Annotated in this window: 15 protein-coding genes and 1 pseudogene; 10 read left to right on the top strand and 6 right to left on the bottom strand. The window is 36.4% G+C overall.

The genetic code is table 11. The features are described 5' to 3' along the window. Positions 1-190: 190 nt before the first annotated feature. From ESZ39_RS05455 to ESZ39_RS05470, 4 genes are all read right to left on the bottom strand, one after another. Positions 191-1,333 carry a polysaccharide pyruvyl transferase family protein gene (locus tag ESZ39_RS05455; protein WP_146878801.1) on the bottom strand — a complete coding sequence of 381 codons (1,143 nt, stop codon included), beginning with the start codon at positions 1,331-1,333 and terminating at the stop codon, positions 191-193. Between the two features lie 2 nt (positions 1,334-1,335). Then, positions 1,336-2,154, bottom strand: coding sequence for a glycosyltransferase family A protein (locus ESZ39_RS05460; RefSeq protein ID WP_191321710.1), 819 nt, complete (start codon positions 2,152-2,154; stop codon positions 1,336-1,338). A gap of 1,517 nt (positions 2,155-3,671) precedes the next feature. Continuing rightward, positions 3,672-3,935 carry a hypothetical protein gene (locus tag ESZ39_RS05465; protein ID WP_146878804.1) on the bottom strand — a complete coding sequence of 88 codons (264 nt, stop codon included), beginning with the start codon at positions 3,933-3,935 and terminating at the stop codon, positions 3,672-3,674. 3 nt (positions 3,936-3,938) lie between these two features. Further along, complete coding sequence (locus tag ESZ39_RS05470; RefSeq protein WP_146878806.1) at positions 3,939-5,246, bottom strand: arylsulfotransferase family protein; 1,308 nt, start codon at positions 5,244-5,246, stop codon at positions 3,939-3,941. 443 nt (positions 5,247-5,689) lie between these two features. Between ESZ39_RS05470 and ESZ39_RS05475 the strand changes: the two genes are divergently transcribed. Then, complete coding sequence (locus ESZ39_RS05475; protein ID WP_146878808.1) at positions 5,690-5,869, top strand: hypothetical protein; 180 nt, start codon at positions 5,690-5,692, stop codon at positions 5,867-5,869. A 519-nt stretch (positions 5,870-6,388) separates the two neighbouring features. On the opposite strand, the gene ESZ39_RS05480 is transcribed toward ESZ39_RS05475, so the two are convergent. Both ESZ39_RS05480 and ESZ39_RS17735 read right to left on the bottom strand, forming a co-directional pair. Beyond that, entirely contained in the window at positions 6,389-6,898 is a 510-nt protein-coding gene (locus ESZ39_RS05480) for an IS1634 family transposase (RefSeq protein WP_317615706.1), read from the bottom strand. 17 nt (positions 6,899-6,915) lie between these two features. Further along, positions 6,916-7,068, bottom strand: a complete 153-nt coding sequence (locus ESZ39_RS17735) for a hypothetical protein (protein ID WP_191321711.1) — start codon at positions 7,066-7,068, stop codon at positions 6,916-6,918. Positions 7,069-7,221: 153 nt separating this feature from the next. Between ESZ39_RS17735 and ESZ39_RS05485 the strand changes: the two are divergent. The 9 genes and pseudogenes from ESZ39_RS05485 to ESZ39_RS05525 form a co-directional block, all read left to right on the top strand. After that, a pseudogene (locus ESZ39_RS05485) lies at positions 7,222-8,283 on the top strand (IS3 family transposase); the annotation flags it as partial. Between the two features lie 592 nt (positions 8,284-8,875). Further along, entirely contained in the window at positions 8,876-9,214 is a 339-nt protein-coding gene (locus ESZ39_RS05490) for a hypothetical protein (RefSeq protein ID WP_146878812.1), read from the top strand. A gap of 64 nt (positions 9,215-9,278) precedes the next feature. Further along, on the top strand, positions 9,279-9,500 hold the full coding sequence (locus tag ESZ39_RS05495; protein ID WP_223270258.1) for a DUF234 domain-containing protein: 222 nt from the start codon (positions 9,279-9,281) through the stop codon (positions 9,498-9,500). Positions 9,501-9,944: 444 nt separating this feature from the next. Continuing rightward, positions 9,945-11,594 carry a glucose-6-phosphate isomerase gene (pgi, locus tag ESZ39_RS05500; protein ID WP_146878816.1) on the top strand — a complete coding sequence of 550 codons (1,650 nt, stop codon included), beginning with the start codon at positions 9,945-9,947 and terminating at the stop codon, positions 11,592-11,594. A gap of 582 nt (positions 11,595-12,176) precedes the next feature. Next, on the top strand, positions 12,177-13,076 hold the full coding sequence (gene cysD, locus ESZ39_RS05505; RefSeq protein WP_146878818.1) for a sulfate adenylyltransferase subunit CysD: 900 nt from the start codon (positions 12,177-12,179) through the stop codon (positions 13,074-13,076). A gap of 791 nt (positions 13,077-13,867) precedes the next feature. After that, positions 13,868-15,292, top strand: a complete 1,425-nt coding sequence (gene cysN, locus ESZ39_RS05510; RefSeq protein ID WP_146878819.1) for a sulfate adenylyltransferase subunit CysN — start codon at positions 13,868-13,870, stop codon at positions 15,290-15,292. A 322-nt stretch (positions 15,293-15,614) separates the two neighbouring features. Next, positions 15,615-17,342 carry an SLC13 family permease gene (locus ESZ39_RS05515; protein ID WP_146878821.1) on the top strand — a complete coding sequence of 576 codons (1,728 nt, stop codon included), beginning with the start codon at positions 15,615-15,617 and terminating at the stop codon, positions 17,340-17,342. Between the two features lie 173 nt (positions 17,343-17,515). Continuing rightward, complete coding sequence (cysC, locus tag ESZ39_RS05520) at positions 17,516-18,118, top strand: adenylyl-sulfate kinase (RefSeq protein ID WP_146878823.1); 603 nt, start codon at positions 17,516-17,518, stop codon at positions 18,116-18,118. Positions 18,119-19,042: 924 nt separating this feature from the next. After that, positions 19,043-19,999 carry a DHH family phosphoesterase gene (locus ESZ39_RS05525; RefSeq protein ID WP_146878825.1) on the top strand — a complete coding sequence of 319 codons (957 nt, stop codon included), beginning with the start codon at positions 19,043-19,045 and terminating at the stop codon, positions 19,997-19,999. Positions 20,000-20,051 lie beyond the last annotated feature (52 nt).

The raw sequence follows: 20,051 nt of genomic DNA on the forward strand, positions 1-20,051 counted from the left end.
AACTTAATCAAAGCACACCCACTAACAGATAGTGTTGCAGGTAAAATGCAGCGGGCATGTTGGGATGCTAAATTTAGAGCGGAAATTTTATTTGGTTAAAAATAAAGCAAAGCATAATCCCGCCCTGCGGTATCTTTTAAAAAATGTAATAAACCATATCCTTTGGTAATATTGATAGGGTTAAGGAAATTTATGTTTGCATTTTATCAAATACAATTTTCCACATCGCTTTACATTGATTGTTATGTATTTGTGATAAACGTAGTAGCTTTCTTGATTGTTGCTCACGTTGGTTAATGATTTTTTCTATTTTTTTTAATAATTCTACTTTACTTATCGTTGTTTCGAGTAAAAAATCTTCGCATTGATATGAACGGTATAATTCTTCATATTTATGGCTCCAACTCGTCGATATTGCAGGTACTCCTTGAGAAAGGCTACTGATACAACCGTGAAAGCGTGACGAAATACAAAAAAAGCTCTGTGCAATGACTTTTTTTACTTTCAATGCATCTAACTCATTCAAAATTATTAATTTATTTTTGTTTTGTTCAACAATAGTTAAGCAAATATCATAATCTTCTTTACCTTCATGATTGAGTAATACCGGCGTCAAACCACATTCTTCAATCGCTTTTATACTAGTTATCAAAAACTGAATATAACATTTTTTATCCGCAGGTGACTTTTGTGAGAACATTTTGTGGTTGGGAATAACACATACATACTTTGTAGGAAGATGCTCAGGTAGAGATATTTTATTCACACTGAGTAGTGTTGTAAAATCTGGGAAACATAACGCCTCACCTCTTTTAGCTAACAATGATACATGTTTATAAGATACTTGATCTCGTGTAATGATCAGTTGTGATTTAGCAATTATTTTTTGCATTAACTCATCATTTTTACCCGTAAATGGACCAAATGCCTGAGGTAAAAAAATATAACATTGACCATTTTTTTGCATTTTTGTTAACTGCTTAAGGGTTTTTTTTAATCTGTTTTCTCCCCACTCATCACTATAAACAAAACCTGAAGCATCGAGTACTATGTCAATGTCTTTTTCAACGATAATACCAAAATGATGTAACATTTTTCGTATTTTCGTAGGAAATAAGTTACCTAGCCATGTCCAATCTATTCCAAAAAATGAAAAACTAAATTTTTGCCAAGCACCCAGTTTTGCTCTTTTTTCATAGGGTAATAAATGACCTGGAGATAAGACTAATTGATAGGTATGTAAATGGATGTCAAGAGCTTGAATAATACTGAGTAGCATAAGTTCAGCACCTTTATTATTAAACTCAACACCTTTGATTTCTATTTTAAACATGGTTATTTATGCCACCTAGGTAAAAAATTTCTGCGTATATAGTATTTGAATTTATTTAATATATAGCCAGCAGGTAAGTGTGAGATAAAGGTTTTAAAGGCATAGGGAGCGTCACGGGCATACAAATCTCTAAACTCATGATTAATTAAATTATGAGTATTCATCTTATGTTTATGTTTTGCTAAAAATTGATGATTACCGATAATATTGTTATCACTTGATGTTACACGTTCTATATCACGACATCTATTTAAGATATATGTGGGGTGATCAATACGTAAAGCACAACCATACCTTTCAATTAAAAGTGTCCAAGAATCATAATCAATTCTTGCCACTAAATTATTATCAAAACCACCGATTTTCATAAGCCGTTCTTTTTTAACTAAAACTTGAGTCGTCGCATGATTATAGTTTAGTTGTTCCGTCAAATTAATGATTTTACGGCGACTGTCTGCTATTTTTGTCCTAACACCAAAATCCCATATGACACTGCTGCAAATAAAGCTGTATTTATCATCGTAAGAGACCATTAAAGAGCTTAAGCGATCAGGATAAAAATAATCGTCATCATCAATACCGGTTACAAATTCACCAGAGCAGCTTTTCAGTGCTTGATTTCTTGCTTGAGCAATACCTTTACTAGTTTTATTGTGAACGCAGTAAATGTTTGCATATCTATTTTGATAATCTTGTAATACGAAAAGTGTATCATCTGTAGAGCCGTCATTAATAATGATAAGTTCAAAATTTTCATAATCTTGATTTAATACCGAGTCGATAGCTTTTTTTAATAAGCTAGACCTATTCTTTGTAGGCATATACACACTGATCAATGGCCACTTTATGTGATTATTCATAATTAAATCAAGTTCATACTATTTTTAAAAGATCTGTTCAATGTTTGGTTCAAGTTATTACTTAACAAATTATTTCTCGAGATGATAATTTATTTTAATTATATTGACAAAAAAAACACACACCTATTTTTTCCATCACATCTTGGTGGTTTGAAACAAATGTTTAAATATCATTAGAGTGTACTTTTTTGAAATACGCATCGTGGTTAAGTACGGTATTAATTTCCTGTTGAGAAATATCTAAATCTATTAAGTCAAAAAAATGATTAAGATAACTAGATTTATCTGCCAAAAAATTCTTGCATCACAATGGGTAAACGTCAATACCGGCAGATTTAAATTCAATCAATAATTCATGTCTTCGAATAAGAATATTTTTACACTTCTTAATGAACTTATCAAGACGTTTACAATTAACGATGATATTACCTATGTATTTTTTTGCGTCTGGTCATTAGCTAATTTAAGTTATAAATGACCAGGTTTACCTGTACCGTCATCATAATATTTTGATAATCCGCACCTCAATAAGTCTTGACGCACAGAAAAAGTACTACATCTTTATATTTATTAAATACTTTAGGTAACATATTTTAAATGAATCTCCATTTGTTCTTTGTATTAGTTTACGAACAAGTTTATTCCAAATTGCAACACTAGAGATATGAAATGGGCTGTGTGGATTAATAAAGCGCATCTTAAAACCAACTACGACTTTCCTATGAATTGGAACAAGAGAATGGGTTGATGTTTTGGTATAAATGTCATTGAGCTGCTTGTTGTCGATTGGAGCAAATTTAAATATCTGACCCAGACAAGATTTAAGTGCATCTATGGACATAAGCCAACAGCACTTGACGTCAAAAGGTTTCCATGTCAAGTTTCTACCTGATGAATAATTGACACCTGTTTAAAGTTATCAAGTAATCGGACAGGTGTGCTGCCTTCTTTTTTGGTAAAAAATAATAAAATTACGCATATTTATACTTCTGCAAAGAACGGAAATACCCCCTGGATAGCATAGGGTACACATTTTTTATAATCAAGAATATGTATTCTATCTCAGAGACGTTATCTAGACTCTTTGGCCTACTTATTGTTTGCTCTTAACCGATGTGCAAATAGACCTACCAATAAAAAAGAGACGATATATATTGGAGAATTGAGCAGTGAATAAATTACGTCAATTGAATAACCTGTAACGGGCTCGAGCAGGTATAATATTACAAAAGGTGCACCTAAGCATATAAATGTTAAAAAGCTAATGACAATAAATAGTTTAAGCATCTCAAACGCAGCATTCTGTGATATACGTTCTTTTTCTTTATCACTTATTGAACTGTCGAACAGTGCTTTTTTCGTTTCTTGGGAAAGGGTGATTATATTTTTAGCTTGGCTCACAAGTGTTAATTTAGTAAATAGATAAGAAGTTAAAAATATAGTTAATATTACTTCAATATGAGCAATCATGTCTTGAATCACTCAGATGTTTCATTGTCGATTTTTTGCTCTTTTTGCTCTTTTTGCTCTTTTTGCTCTTTTTGCTCTTTTTGCTCTTTTTGCTCTTTTTTGTTGAGTAGACGTTTAAGTGGGAACCAAAAAAAACCAATTAATGAAAATAAAATTAGGCTTATCAGCGCAATAAAAGAACCGATTGCAGATAATCCACCACCAGGGCCGATGTAAGCAAGTGAGCAAGTTGGATATAGTAGTATTAAAAATAGAACTAGATTTTTGATCATATATTACCTGGCTATACACTCTTGTTGTTTTGTTTTAAAAAAATTGATATTGAATTCAGCTGAAAGGCGCTCTCCACCTTCCATGATACCAGCAATGGACATACTATCCACTATATTTATATATTCCCAAATCAATTTCTTTTGTGGGGAAATCTCGAATACTCTACCATTCATGGATTCAGTTAGTAATAAGTTACCATTGCTTAACCATTGGTGTTTACCCATTATGTTACTATAAAATGGGAGTTGCCTAGTTCCTGAGAAGTAGTTGGTTTTCTGTCCACTCAACGCATCAATAAAGACTATGTTACTTTTGCCTCGTCTTCCTCTGGTAGATGTATTATTATCAAAAATAGACAAGGTATTTCCATCTATGAAATCAGGATCATGCTGTCGCGTAACTAGTCCAGTACTTATAAATTTAATTTTTAAATTTATCGGGTTAAATACAAGCACCGTGCTGATATTTCGTAGTGACACAAGTAAGTCTCCTTGAGAAAAAATGCCTTCTTTAAGGTGAGGGGGGAACTCTTCAATATCATTCAGATGAAACAAATCGCCAGTAACTGGAATATTACGGCTTTTGAGTGTTGATAAGTAAAGTAATCCTTCATAACCATTTTTTTTCAAAAGTGAGGCGATTGATATTTCTTTTAAGACCTCACCTTTTTGAGATACTTTTAATATCAAGTCATCTTTAAACGGAGGGATAAAATTGGGGAATCCAGTAAGTTTATTTTTATACCTGATTTGACTTGGTATCCAAAAATCACCTGACGAAGATTGATTAATAGAGTGATGAGTCAGCCTAGGCAACTTCCAGACTACATTTCCACAGATATCTAGTCTGACTAATCCTAAGTTTTCAAAGTTGAATAATATATCGCCATTAGCCAAAAGTTTGGATCCATGTATGTGTGTACCTGGGAGATTTTTTGGAATCATTTTTTTAGGAATATGCGTTGCATCAGGCCATATTTCGAACCAGTTTAGTTTCCAAGTGTGTACAGTCACTCCGTGTTTATCAATTACTTTAATATTTGGTATAAATGACGGCCCCATTGCTGTTATTAATGTAAGAGCATGTTGTATTTCTGATTGTTTTTGGTGTACGAGGGACTTTTCTACTGAGTGTCTAATATAATACCAAGGAAGCTCTCCTTTAAAGGTACTTATAGCCGAGTTTGTATTACGATAAAGAAAATCGAATGCACGCGAGGGGAATAAATTATATTTACTTGAAATGACTCCTAAGCTGAAAATAATAATGATACAACTGGTAATAAAAAATAGCCTTGAAAATCGTTCCATTTGGTAGCACCTAAGTAAAAATCGATTTACTATACCTAAGTGACTTCAAAATGCGAATTTCATTATTTCCCAGGTATTTCAAGTAAACTACTGTGCACTAAAGTACTAAGCTTCTGATTAGTATTTTAGGCCAGCCATATTTTGCTGACGTTTCTTGATTTGCGATAGCTCTTTTTGCGTTTTTGACTAAGTTCCAGTCTTATGACCGATAACTTTATTTGTGAAATTTAGAAAAGAAGATGAGATCTAATGGGTTTAGTTGATTTACGCAAACACCCGTTGAAAAATCAACCATTGTGTGGCGCGCATCTGACTCATTTTAAAAAATATATTTAAGATTTTAAAATAAGATATTTTGAGCTACTTTATTAAATAATAAAGTAGCTCAAATGTACAGATCCACCTACACAAGAAGCCGTTATGTGAAGAGGTAAATAAAACAAATGAATTTTAAAACATATTTAGGTAATGCAATAAGGAAATTAGAGCAATTTCCGCCATACCTTCTTTTTTATCCATTTTTTATGTCTGATGTAGAAATAGCTATTTTTGACGATGCAATTAAAGAATCACAGTATTATCTGGAGTTTGGCTTAGGTGGCAGCTCTTTACGATCCATTTAGAAATCAAAAAAGATGATGTATACGGTTGAGTCAAGTTCTGAATGGCTAAGTTTTATGCGAAAGTACATAGTTGTTAGATATTTTGAGAATAAACGTTTGAATGTTTTTTGGTAAATATTGGTCCTACAAGGGATTACGGTTATCCAAAATATGCAGGTTCTAAAACGATTTTTGAAATGTATTCTTCAAATTTTTTTGACTCAATTGATGTTAAATTAATAGATTTAGTTTTAATTGATGGACGATTTAGAGCGGCGTGTATTTTGAAAGTGATTATAGAATGTCACAAAAATCTTAGGCTAAAAATACTAATTCATGATTTTTGGAATCGGGAGAAGTATCATATAGTGTTGAAATATTTAAACGTTGTGTGCAGGGCTGACACTATAGGACTTTTTTTATAATAGATGATGTTGATATAGAATTGGTAGAAAGAGATTACGAAGTTTATAAACTTAACCCAGCCTAAATTACAGAACACCTTAAATTGAAAAATTATAACAGACATTGATCAGACCCCTAGGTAACTTTTTGGATTTTATATAAATGCAATGCATGTCCACCAATGAGTCTTATTATCTTTTCCCTTAACTCATCAAAACCAACCAAGCTTATTTTTTCGCCTTGCTGGAGTAGATTAATTTCCTCAAAACACGGAACGACCCAACGTAATGTTGGGTTAGGTATTTCTTTATTGATTTGATCCGCTATGATGGTTCTTTTTTTTTCTTTCTTCAAATTAGCTTTCATTCGTCTTTGCGCGATAGAATAAATTAACAATGAAAGTGTCATCACCATCAACAGAATATCTATTCTACTTGGCTTTTTGATAAATAATGATGATACAAAAAATAAGGGTTCTTTTAAAAACTTAAACTCTTTTTCTACTTCAAATTGTGCTTTGTAATGCTTAAGCAAACCTTCAAGTGAAAGCGCTTTTTTATAAATATTCGTTGCTAATATAAAACACGATTTTTGTTCTACAATCTTTTTTATGGCGGTTTCGTTTTCTTCCATTTCTGTGGTGATTTTCCATTAAATACTTTTTATTGGTGCATTTTTTTATGCCGTCCTTTACCTTCGTAGACTTTATGCTCAATAAACTGTCGAGTCGCTATTTGATGGTGCTTCATCTTTTTCGCCAATTTATCTAGTGCCCGTTGTGCATCAGTTTGACAAGCGAAACGTTGAGCTTGCAAATGAAAAAGATCTTTTTTGATTCCTGTGTATGCCGGCTCAATTTGTCGAATAATGTTTTTTGTGCTCTGCTATTTGCAGCCTCTGAATAATGACATGGTCTAATTGATCCGACTACCTTAGTTAAAACATAATTGACTTTACTCGGGATACAAATGAAAAATCGTAAAAATTATTCAAAAGAATTCAAACTAGATGCAATAGTTCTCGTTAGAGATCAAAACTACGCTGTAGCAGAAGCAGCTAGAAATCTAGAAGTCAGTGTTCAAATACTTGGTTAATGGATCAAAGAAGCTGAAAAAGATTATAGGCATGCTTTTGGAGGTAACGGAAAACTTACGCCTGAGCAAGATGAGATACGTAAACTTAAAGCTCAAGTGAAGTGCCTAGAAATGGAGCGTGAAATATTAAAAAAAGCGACGGACTTCTTTGCAAAAGAAACAAAGTAAAATACGCATTTATTACCCAACATAAGAAGATCTGGCCGGTGATACTGATGTGTCGCGTGCTGGGTGTAAAAAGCAACAACTATCATAATGCTCAAAAAAGAAAGGCTCAAAGGCCGATTGATACAACCTATCAAGAGACGCTGGCACGGGTGAAAGATATCGCAAAATATAGCGATAATACTTATGGCGAAAGACGTATTCAAAAAGCCTTAAATGCACTTAATTTCCTTGTGAGCCCCAGAAAAAATGGTAGTTAATGAAAGAGGCAAACGTTTGGGTACGTTATGAGAAAAAATATAAAGCAACGACAAACAGTAAATACAACAAGCCCGTCTGCGCTAACGAACTTGAGCAAGACTGTGATTTTCAACAACCTGATCAGGCGTGGGTTCAAGACATTACCTACATATTGACTTCACAAAGCTGGCTATATTTGGCGACAGTAAGGGGCCTATATTTTTGTAAAGTGGTCGGTTGGAGCATGGGGACAAGAATGAAAGCTCAACTTGTTTGTGATGCACTCACGATGGTGGTGTGCAACGAAACCCAAAGGCTGGATTGATAGTCCATTCAGATCAAGGTTTTCAATATAGACGAATACTGAGGTTACATGGTTTTGTTAGTAGTATGAGTAAGAAAAGTTGTTGTTGCTGAGATAATGCGGTAACAGAGAGCTTCTTCGGTAGTTTAAAACAAGAGCGAGTAAATTGGTGTAATTACCGAACACGTTATACATCCCAGCAAGATGTACTGAGCTACCTCACGATGTGATACAGCAGCAACAGAATGCACTCATATCTTGATTATCAAAGTCCAAATGTATTTAAATGTAAAGAAAGATAATTGAAAAAGGTAACTTTAAGAACTTAACTAGGGTGACTGAATTTAGTTGACCAAGTCAGCAGTTGTTGGTTGAAGAAGAGTAGGAAAAACACGTTTATTAAAAGAAGCATTCTCTACTATTGATAGTGAATTTTTATATTTGTTTATCATTAGAAAACCTGAGGCTGTACTGGTAAAAGAGTTCGCAAACCTTATAGCTGTGCAACTTTATGTTAAATTTTTTAAACCGTCTTTATTGAGAGATATTTTTGACTTTCTTTTTCATTACACCATGACTACTCCCATTATTGTTTTGGTTGATGAGTTTCAGAATATAGCTAAAATTAATTCTAGTTTGTTTTCTGGCCTTCAGAATTTTTGGGATCCAAGTAAGTCAAAGTCAATGATGCATTTTTTATGTTGTGGCTTTATATAGTTTAATGATTAAAATTATTAAAGGCTCAAAAGAGCCGTTTTTAAATCGCGATGATGACTTTTTAAAATTCAACCTTTAGCCCTTTCTTACATTAAAGGAATAATGCTTGATTCCAACAAGTACTCAACAGAAAAAATGCTGCAGTGGTGGTATTTTTCAGGAGGGATCCCAAAACATCTTGAATGGTTGAAAGGGGCTAGTGATGATGTATTTAACAGTTTACTTTCAGAATACTCTCCTATTATACAAGAAGGGGTGTATAGGTTAGTTGAAGATTTCGGTTCAGATCACAGAACATATTTTAGTGTACTAGGGGGAATATCGAAAGGAAACACAACAAGGGCAAAACTTGAAGGCTTTCTAAAAATGGGTGTTGGTACCGAACTGAACGAGCTAGAAGAGGTGTTTGATGTTATTGAAAAAACATCCGTTAACATCTAAAGAAAACTCTAGAGATGTTAGGTACAGTATAACCGACCCTTTTTTACGTTTTTGGTTTCGATAAATCTACAGTAACAGTAATGCTGTTGAAATGGAGAATTTTAAGTATCTTCGAAGTGTAATATCAAGAGATTTTAAAACCTTTTCAAGCATTGAACTTGAATCATTATTTAAAGCATTACTTATTGAGTCTAAAAAGTATAATGCTATTGGTGGTTACTGGGATAGTGAAGGACATAACGAAGTAGATATTATTGCAGTAAATGATGTTGATAAAAAAATCTGATGGTTGAAGTTAAGCATCAGTCAAAAAATTATGAAGTAGGGAAGTTTGAAGTAAAGGTGGATCTTGGATTAACTAAGCTGAAAAGAAGGGCTATAGTGTCGATATAAGGTGCTTTTCTTTAAATAATATAGAACTGATTTTAATGAGTTTTTATAGTGACGGTGGGTAATGTGGCCAGGTAACCCTGAGATATGGTTTTATATTTTTTACAGGAGGAAACAATGAGTAGGGGATGAAGTAGGGCTTTAGGTATTTTAAAGTACTGCGTATTTTGTGTGTTTGCCTTCTGTTCTTCCTGTGAATAATTTTGTTGTTTAGTTACGTGGAGTGTCTTCCATGGGTTATGATGTTTTTTTGTTGGCTTGGGGTGACGGACTAAGGTCTTACTTACAGGTGCATTGGAATTTTTCTTTATTAACACACATTTATTAAAAGTATAGGTATATGGACGTAACTAATTTATCGCAGTTTACTGAACTGGCACTAACCCGTAATATTTTTTCATTATTTGTAAACCCCAAGCGCAGTGAAAACTATGCCATTTCGGCGGCGGGATTGTTCTTAGATTATGCTAAGCAAAACATTGTTGATAGTGAATTTACGCCACTATTTACTTTGGTTGAGCAGGTTGACCTTGCCGGTAAAATAGCAGCGCAGTTTTCGGGTGAAATGTTAAATACTACCGAGCAACGAGCGGTTTTACATACCGTATTACGTGCACCTGATACGGTTAAAGTTGATGTTTTAGGCGTGCAAGCCGAAGAGGTTATTAACACTGAAGCCAGAATGGCCGCTATTGTTGATGATGTGCACTCAGGTAAGGTTCGCTCGGTTACTGGTGAAAAGTTTACTGATATCCTTGCTATTGGTATTGGCGGCTCTTATTACGGTATTAAGGTGGCCTTGTCAGCACTTGTGCCTTACCATCAGCCAGGGCTGAAAGCCCATGTGCTGGCTAATGTTGATGGTGATGCCGCGCAAGAAAAATTTGCCAAACTTAACGCTTCAACAACACTCGTGGTGGTGATTTCTAAAACATTCTCTACCCAAGAAACTTTGCTTAATGCCACTATTGTAAAAGCTTGGATGCTTAATACTTTGGCTGAACCTCACTATTCGTCGGCAGAGGTTATGGCTCAACATTGGTATGCGGTTAGCAGTAATATTGAGGCTGCAACAGCGTTTGGTATTAATGCCAATAATATTCTGCCAATGTGGGATTGGGTTGGTGGGCGATTTTCTTTATGGTCAGCAGTGGGGTTGCCACTGGCATTGATTATTGGTAATAGCCATTTTAAGGCTTTAAAAGCCGGTGCTTATACCATGGACGAGCATTTTAAAAGCGCCCCGTTTCAGCAGAACATGCCGGTAATGATGGCGTTGCTAGGTATTTGGAATCGAAATGCTTTAGGTTACCCTAGCTTAGCTATTCTACCTTACAATCATGCGCTAAGAGCCTTACCGGGTTATTTGCAGCAAACCGATATGGAAAGTAATGGTAAGTCGGTCTCTAGTACCGGTGAAACGCTGAATTATTTAACTGCACCTGTGGTTTTTGGCCAGGAAGGTACCAATGGCCAACATGCCTTTATGCAGTTAATGCATCAAAGTGCCGATATTATTCCAACAGATTTTATTCTCTCTCTTGCTCCAACCAGTAAACATTTGGCTAATCATGACGCTTTAGTGGCTAATTGTTTGGCCCAGAGTGAGGCATTAATGCAAGGTAAAACCTTGGCACAAGCGAAAGCCGAAATGCTTGATGCTGGCGCTAGCGAAGCTGAAGCGAATAGGCTAGCCGCTCATAAAACCATGAAAGGTAATACCCCAAGTAATACTATTTTAATGGAACGCTTAGACCCCCACTCGCTTGGCGCTTTATTAGCGCTGTACGAACATAAAATATTTGTTCAAGGCGTAATTTGGCAGGTAAATTCATACGACCAATGGGGTGTTGAATTAGGTAAGCAACTTGGTAAAGAAGTGCTGAACGTGATGGCGCAGCCAATGAGCGATCTTGACAGCGAAAAACTTTCTGCCTCGTCATTGGCATTAATCCGTCGTTATAAGAGTAACTTAACCAATAGCATTTAAAATAAATAACCGACTATTCTAAGGGTCTACCTCGGTAATGCCCTTATTACTTTAATGACTTACCGCCATGTAACAATATGGCTTCATGGCATGAGTAAATTTTTTATGTTGATGTGGGTACTTATGTTTAGTCTCGAACAATAAGCATGTGTCTACGGTGTTGTTCCTCGCCATCTTCACCATCTTGGTAATTTCTTCTGCATTACTTTAACGACTTACATTGACGTAAAAATATGGCTTGCTGATATGAGTAAGTCCCTTTCGTTGCTGTTGCCAGCTATGTTTGGCCTATAGTAATAAATATGTGCTTTTGACTATTTATTCTCATTATCCTTATTTGTTATTGGCTCATTAGTTATTAGCTACTCCTTAAAGTTATTATTTAAAGTTATTAGTTAAAGCTATTCCTTAAAGTTATGACTAAATTTACTTGCAATAGCTTTAACTTTTAGAATGAGAAGTTTAATCTTTCTTTCTCTTTATACTTTTTTAGTATAAACAAGCATTTACTTATATGGATAATGATTTGCCGCTGTGGCATGATATTAAACAATAATATCATGTCAACATTAGTGGTCAGCAATGCAATTAACCCATTTACAAAAGCTAGAAGCCGAATCAATGCACATTATTCGAGAAGTTGCCGCAGAATTCGATAATCCTGTGATGCTTTACTCGGTTGGCAAAGACTCTGCCGTCCTTCTTCATCTTGCCCGCAAAGCTTTTGCACCTGGCAAAATACCTTTTCCGCTATTACATGTTGATACCAATTGGAAATTCAAAGAAATGATTGCATTTCGTGACCAAATGGCAAAAGAGCATGGTTTTGATTTGCTGGTGCATAAAAACCCTGAAGGCATGGCAATGAATATTAGTCCGTTTGAGCATGGTAGTGCTAAACATACCGATGTGATGAAAACCCAAGGCCTAAAGCAAGCACTTGACCAATATGGTTTTGATGCCGCATTTGGTGGTGCACGACGTGACGAAGAAAAGTCACGTGCGAAAGAGCGGGTATATTCATTTCGTGATAAAAATCATCGTTGGGATCCTAAAAGCCAACGTCCTGAGCTGTGGAATATTTATAATGGCAAAGTGAATAAAGGCGAAAGCATTCGCATTTTTCCTTTATCGAATTGGACCGAGCTTGATATTTGGCAATATATCTATTTAGAAGGCATTAAAATTGTGCCACTTTATTTAGCTGAAAAACGCCCAGTAGTAGAACGCGATGGCACTTTAATTATGGTTGACGACGAGCGTATGCCGATTGGTAAAGATGAAGTGGTGCAAATGAAAAGTGTACGCTTTAGAACCTTAGGCTGTTATCCGTTAACCGGTGCTGTTGAGTCAACTGCAACAACCTTACCTGAAATTATTCAAGAAATGTTATTAACAAAAACCTCCGAGCGCCAAGGCCGTGTAATTGATCACGACTCAGCAGGCTCAATGGAGAAGAAAAAGATGGAAGGGTACTTTTAAGGCTAAGCTTTAAAAGAAGTTTTAAGCTGTCAGCTTTCAGCAATAAAACTATTTCATGCAAGTTGGGTTTGGTCGATTAGGTTTTATGGCAGCCTGTGGTTGACAGACTAAAGTCCGACCTACAAAAAAATCGCCAAACTCGATATTACCAGCTGTATGCTCTATGTAGGTTGGACTTTAGTCCATCAGCTTTAAAATATAGCGTTAAGTTTAAAGTTTTCTGTGGTTGGTAAGTGAAATAGAAGTTTGAAGCTTTCAGCAATAAAACTATTTTATGCAAGTTGGGTTTGGTCGATTAGGTTTTATGCCAGCCTTGTGGTTGACGGACTAAAGTCCGACCTACAAAAAAATCGCCAAACCCGATATTACCAGCTGTATGTTCTATGTAGGTTGGACTTTAGTCCATCAGCTTTAAAATATAGCGTTAAGTTTAAAGTTTTCTGTGGTTGGTAAGTGAAATAGAAGTTTGAAGCTTTCAGTAATAAAACTATTTCATGCAAGTTGGGTTTGGTCGATTAGGTTTTATGCCAGCCTTGTGGTTGACGGACTAAAGTCCGACCTACAAAAAAATCGCCAAACCCGATATTACTATCCGTAGAGTCTATGTGGGTGCTATGTAGGTTGGACTTTAGTCCATCAGCTTTAAAATATAGTATCAAGTTTAAAGCTGTCGGCGGTCGGTAAGTGAAATAGAAGTTTCAAGAAAAGAATTAAGAGAAGGTTTTAGTGTTTTTACTGACAGCTTCTAACTAATAGCTAACACCTATGTCTTTACATATTTAGGAATGATGATGATAGATTCACCGAAGAAAGATTTACTGACGAACGACTTACTTGAAACCGATATTGAAGCTTATTTGAAGCAGCATGAAAACAAAGAAATGGTGCGCTTTTTTACTTGTGGTAGCGTTGATGATGGCAAAAGTACATTAATTGGCCGGTTATTACACGATTCAAAAATGATCTTTGAAGATCAACTAGCGGCAATTAAAAACGACAGTAAAAAGTCGGGCACTACCGGTGAAGCTATCGACTTAGCTTTGCTCGTTGACGGTTTGCAGTCAGAGCGAGAGCAGGGCATTACTATCGATGTTGCTTATCGTTATTTTGCTACTGATAAACGAAAGTTTATTATTGCCGATACGCCTGGCCATGAGCAATATACTCGCAATATGGCTACGGGCGCTTCAACTTGTGACCTGGCTATTATTTTGATTGATGCGCGTCACGGCGTGCAAGTGCAAACTCGCCGTCATTCTTATATTTGTTCTTTGTTAGGCATTAAGCATGTTTTAGTGGCAGTTAACAAAATGGACTTGGTGGATTATAGCCAAAACCGTTATCAAGAAATTAAAAAAGATTATCGCAAATTTGCCGATGACTTAGCTTTTGAAGATGTGCGTTTTGTGCCTATTTCAGCCCTTAATGGTGACAATGTTGTTGACGAAAGTAGCAAAATGCCCTGGTATCCGGGTGCTACGTTAATGAAGTTATTGAACACTATTAAGGTAGATGATCAAAAACACTTTACCCAATTTCGCTTGCAAGTGCAGTATGTTAATCGTCCAAATTTAGACTTTAGAGGCTTTGCTGGCACAGTTGGCTCAGGGCATATTCGCGTTGGTGATGAAATTGTTGCCTTACCATCAGGTAAGCAAAGTAAGATAAAATCGATTGTAACTTTTGAAGGTAACATTGATCGCGCCGACCACGGTATGGCGGTTACTTTGACCCTTGAAGATGAAATTGACATCAGTCGTGGCGAAATGATTGTCAAAAAAGGCAGTATTCCTATATCAGCTAAAGAACTAAGTGCGACCATTGTTTGGATGCATGAAGACGAATTAGAGCCAGGCCGTGAATATTATATTAAACATGGTAGCAAGCTAACAACAGGGCACGCATTAAAAATTGATCATCGCATTGATGTTAATACCCTAGAGGAATTCTCTGTTGACCAATTAGCGTTAAATGAAATCGGTGTTGCTCAATTTGAAGTGGCTGAAGCGTTACATTTTGACGCTTATGGTGATAATAAAGCGACCGGTGCTTTCATTATTATTGATCGATTGAGCAATGTTACTGTCGGTGCCGGTATGATTAACGGCGCGCTTGAAGCGAAACAAGATCATCAGTACTCAGCGTTTGAGCAAGAACTTAACACCTTAGTTCGCAAGCACTTCCCACATTGGGGCGCACGCGACTTATTGAAATAACATTAAAGTTAAGTGCCTATATGTAGGTCGGACTTTAGTTCGTCAACCGTAAAGCGGGCGATTAACGTGATGGACCTACAGGTTTTATGTAGGTCGGACTTTAGTCCGTCAACTGTGCAGCGGGCAATTAACGTGATGGGCCTACAGGTTTTATGTAGGTCGGACTTCAGTCCGTCAACTGTGCAGCGGACAATTAACGTGATGGGCCAAAAAAATGGCAGAGGATACTGTTTTATCACTCAGTATTTGTACACTTAATTGTTTATAATTTTACGATATTTACTTTTCGAACAGTAGTTAGAACTTGGATTAGGTTTACATTATGTTGTATACGCAGTGGCTACTGGTCGCAATATTTGCATTAACGCTTATTGGACTGGTTTTTTTTCCAAACAAACCGGAACGGGTTTTTGGTAGCACAACATTATTGTGTTTAGCGGCGTCATTTGTTGGCACTGACGATATTCTCAGTAACGCGGTAAATCCTGGTTTAGTCACGTTATTATTATTGGTGTTATGTTCTTTTGCTTATGAACGCACCAGTATTTTAAGGCGTATATCAGCGTTAATGCTCAATGGCAAAGCATCTACTGCAAGTTTTAGAACGCTTATATTTACTGCTTTGAGCTCGGCATTAATTAGTAATACGGCGGTGGTAGCTACGTTAATTTCGGTAGTGAAAAAAAACACCGTGGTCAATCCTGGTAAATTGTTATTACCCTTGTCATTCGCCGCTATTCTTGGTGGCACTTTAACCTTAATTGGTACTTCAACTAACTTAATTGTTAATTCGTTATGGCTAGAACAAGGTCAACAAAGTTTAGGTTTTTTTGACTTTACTTTAGTTGGTGGCGCTGCACTTATTGCCTGTTTATTTATTATATTATTGCGTCAACATACTTTAGCTGATACGCCAAACGAGCAGTTAGGTGATAAGGAATATCTTGTTGAAGCACAAGTAAAGCCTAACTCTAAACTCATTGGAAAAAGCATTGAAGATAATGGCTTAAGAAATTTAGACACTTTGTTTTTGGTCGAGTTAGTACGCTACGGGCGGCTTATTTCCCCGGTAACGCCAGATGAGGTAATACAACCGAATGACAGGCTTATTTTCAGTGGTGACATCAGCAAGGTTTTAGTCTTGCAGCAATTTGATGGCTTAACATTATTTGCTGAGCAAAAGGGTTTGTTACGGGAAAACCTAACCGAAGTATTGATTAAACCTGACTCTGCTATTGTCGGTAAAACCTTAAAAACCGCAGGATTTAGGGCTAGATTTGATGCCGCTGTTGTCGCTATTCGCCGAGAGGGTACGTCGCTTTCTGGCAAACTTGGTGATATAAAAGTTCAAGCTGGCGACTTTTTAGTTTTAGCGGTTGGCTCTGATTTTTGCGCGCGCACTAATTTAACGAAAAACTTTTTTATTCTTTCCGGTCATAAACCCGACGATATGCTAACAGGTTGGCGTGACTCTTTAGCTATTTTTGGCTTTATTATCGCCATTGCACTGACCATGGTGACTAATATAAGTTTATTGTCGAGCTTAATGTTTTATCTTGGGTTATTGATTTTAACTGGTTGTTTAACGGTTAATGAAATTAAGCGCCGATTTCCGATTGAAATTTGGCTAATTGTGCTGGGAGCATTAACCTTAGCGCAAGCGTTTGAATATAGCGGTGTCGCAGGAATTTTTGCCAATGAAATTGAGCAATTGTTAGCAGGAGAAAGTGCCATCATCGCCATGGTGGTGATGTTTTTTATTACCTTAGTCTTGACCGAAGTTATTACTAACAGCGCTGCTGCGGCTTTAGTGTTTCCGCTAGCGTATAATATTGCCATTGGCTTAGGTGTTAACCCTTTGCCGTTAGTTATGGCGGTGGCCTTTGGCGCTAGTGGTAGTTTTATCAGCCCTTATGGTTATCAAACTAATATTATGGTGTTTAATGCCGGTAACTATAAGATTACTGATTTTATTAAATTCGGTTGGCCGATAACACTGACTTATAGTGTAGTGGTGTTAATCTTAATACCGCAAATATTTCCTTTTTAGTTTTGCCTAAAAAGCTCGTACAGTGTTTTTGACCAGGTTATTTTAAACACTAATATAAATTTAAAACTGACTACTATTTTTAACTGAAGGCTAATCGCCTGGCACTTAAAGTGTTAACTGAGCGCTTAAAACGATAAAAATATAGTTAATCAGCAATATGTCACTGGACTAATATGAAAACTGAAAATACGGTTTGGCACACTCAACAAGTAAGCAAAACACAACGCGCTGATATCAAAAAGCAAAAAGCTTGTTTGTTATGGTACACCGGTCTTAGTGGCTCAGGTAAATCGACCATTGCTAATGCGGTTGACGCGCTACTTTTTCAACGCCATTGCCATAGTTATTTACTGGATGGCGACAATGTTCGCCATGGTTTAAACGGCGACTTGGGTTTTAGTGATGAAGATAGAGTTGAAAATATTCGCCGTATTAGCGAAGTGGCAAAACTGTTTGTTGATGCTGGTTTAATTGTTTCAACCGCATTTATATCTCCTTTTGCCGCTGATCGCGTAATGGCGGCAAACAAGCTTGAGGATGGAGAATTTATTGAAGTCTTTATCGATACGCCGATTGCTGTTTGTGAGCAACGCGACCCTAAAGGCTTATATAAAAAAGCTCGAGCAGGTGAGATTAAAGACTTTACCGGTATAGACTCTACTTATGAAGCGCCTGAAAACCCAGCGATTCATCTTGATACGGCTGATAAAAATATTGAACAATGTGCTCAACAAGTTGTTGATTATCTCATTGAACAGGGTTTTATAGCTGCTTAATTTAAGTCAGTAATAAAGCTGTCAGCTAGAAGTAAAGCTGTCAGTTGTTAGTAAAATCAAACAGACAATTATTCTTTTACTGACAGCTACTCTTGACCGATAGTTTAAAATTTTTGTAGGTCGGACTTCAGTCCGTCAACGGTTAAGCAGGCTATATAAGGCGATGGGCCAACAAACATTGGCAGCAGGTGTTGTTTTGTTTGGGATTAATGGCAAGTACGGTTAAATTTTATTTAACTTGATGGACTAAAGTCCAACCTACATCAAGCCTACGGGTGACAATGTAGGTTTAGGTGATTGTTTATGTAGGTCGGACTTTAGTCCGTCAACCGCAAAGCGAATAAAAAATGCAGTAGGGTAAAGCCAAACGGGTAAATAAACTGAAAGTGGTTTTTCTTTAAAACTAACAGCTTAAAATTTCAAACTGATAGCTGTTTTAAAACCTGATTGACTAAAGTTAAACCTACAAAGGCCTAAGGGTGACAGTGTAAATTTAAGCGATTGTTTTGTAGGTCGGACTTCAGTCCGTCAACGGTTAAGCAGGCTATATAAGGCGATGTGCCAACAAACATTGGCAGCAGGTGTTTTTTTGTTTGGGATTAATGGCAAATACGGTTAAATTTCATTTAACTTGATGGACTAAAGTCCAAACTACATCAAGCCTACGGGTGACAATGTAGGTTTAGGTGATTGTTTATGTAGGTCGGACTTTAGTCCGTCAACCGCAAAGCGAATAAACAATGCAGTAGGGTAAAGCCAAACGGGTAAATAAACTGAAAGTGGTTTTTCTTTAAAACTGACAGCTTCAAACTGATAGCTGTTTTAAAACCTGATGGACTAAAGTCCAACCTTGAACCTACAAAAAACTTACAAGTAACCTTTGCGTATTGCATAGGTAAATCATTTTTTATAGGAGATTTTTGCATGCATTATGATGTTTTTAATGGCGATGCTGACGGCATTATTGCCCTGTTACAATTGCGTTTGGCTGAGCCTAAAGCCTCAACACTGATCACTGGCGTTAAACGCGACATTCAATTATTACAGCAAGTACCTGTCGAACAGGCAACTTCTGTCACCGTGCTTGATATTTCTATGGAAAAAAACATTGTTGCTTTAGAGGCCTTACTTAGCAATAATATCCAAGTATTTTATGTTGATCATCATCGCACGGGTGAAATACCAACCTCTCCGTATTTAGATAAAATTATCGATATTGACGCCAATACTTGTACCAGCTTATTGGTGAATCAATATTTAGCTGATAAATATGTTTTATGGGCTATTGTCGGGGCTTTTGGCGATAATATGTTACTGGCGGCAGAGAAGCTAGCGCAGCAAGCCGGTTTGTCAGATAGCGAGCAGGCACAGTTGAAAGCTTTAGGAATTTATATTAACTATAACGGCTACGGTCGCACGGTTGATGATTTACATATTGCCCCTGATGTTTTATTTACCACCTTACTTAGCTATCCAGATCCATTTACCTTGATTAATGAAGCCAATTCTATTTTTGCTATTCTTGAGCAAGCTTATCTAAGTGATATGGCACAAGCTAAACAGGCCAGTGTATTGCACGATGATGCTTTTTTACAGCTTATTGAACTTGAAGATGCTGCTTGGTCACGCAGAGTTAGTGGTGTTTATGGTAATGAATTAGCGAATCAAGAGCCTAATAAAGCGCATGCGGTAATTACCTTAAATATTGATGCTAGTTATACGCTAAGTCTACGCGCACCTATTAATAACAAAGTAGGCGCTGGTGAACTGTGTGCACAATTTGACACCGGCGGTGGTAGAGCCGCAGCGGCGGGTATCAATCAACTGCCAAAAGAAAAACTTGGTAAATTCATTGCGTTGGTGTCAAAATATTATCAATAGTTTACTTTCGAGTATTCAATAATAAATAGCATTAACCTTATAAGGATTTAAA

Origin of the sequence: Colwellia sp. C1TZA3, assembly GCF_007954265.1 — a bacterium.
Taxonomy (GTDB): domain Bacteria; phylum Pseudomonadota; class Gammaproteobacteria; order Enterobacterales; family Alteromonadaceae; genus Cognaticolwellia.

Excerpts from the sequence above, each read along its gene's own strand:
- ESZ39_RS05455 (WP_146878801.1), bottom strand. The coding sequence starts at position 1,333 with ATGTTTAAAATAGAAATCAAAGGTGTTGAGTTTAATAATAAAGGTGCT.
- ESZ39_RS05460 (WP_191321710.1), bottom strand. The coding sequence starts at position 2,154 with ATGCCTACAAAGAATAGGTCTAGCTTATTAAAAAAAGCTATCGACTCG.
- ESZ39_RS05465 (WP_146878804.1), bottom strand. The coding sequence starts at position 3,935 with ATGATCAAAAATCTAGTTCTATTTTTAATACTACTATATCCAACTTGC.
- ESZ39_RS05470 (WP_146878806.1), bottom strand. The coding sequence starts at position 5,246 with ATGGAACGATTTTCAAGGCTATTTTTTATTACCAGTTGTATCATTATT.
- ESZ39_RS05475 (WP_146878808.1), top strand. The coding sequence starts at position 5,690 with ATGAATTTTAAAACATATTTAGGTAATGCAATAAGGAAATTAGAGCAA.
- ESZ39_RS05490 (WP_146878812.1), top strand. The coding sequence starts at position 8,876 with ATGCTTGATTCCAACAAGTACTCAACAGAAAAAATGCTGCAGTGGTGG.
- pgi (WP_146878816.1), top strand. The coding sequence starts at position 9,945 with ATGGACGTAACTAATTTATCGCAGTTTACTGAACTGGCACTAACCCGT.
- cysD (WP_146878818.1), top strand. The coding sequence starts at position 12,177 with ATGCAATTAACCCATTTACAAAAGCTAGAAGCCGAATCAATGCACATT.
- cysN (WP_146878819.1), top strand. The coding sequence starts at position 13,868 with ATGATAGATTCACCGAAGAAAGATTTACTGACGAACGACTTACTTGAA.
- ESZ39_RS05515 (WP_146878821.1), top strand. The coding sequence starts at position 15,615 with ATGTTGTATACGCAGTGGCTACTGGTCGCAATATTTGCATTAACGCTT.
- cysC (WP_146878823.1), top strand. The coding sequence starts at position 17,516 with ATGAAAACTGAAAATACGGTTTGGCACACTCAACAAGTAAGCAAAACA.
- ESZ39_RS05525 (WP_146878825.1), top strand. The coding sequence starts at position 19,043 with ATGCATTATGATGTTTTTAATGGCGATGCTGACGGCATTATTGCCCTG.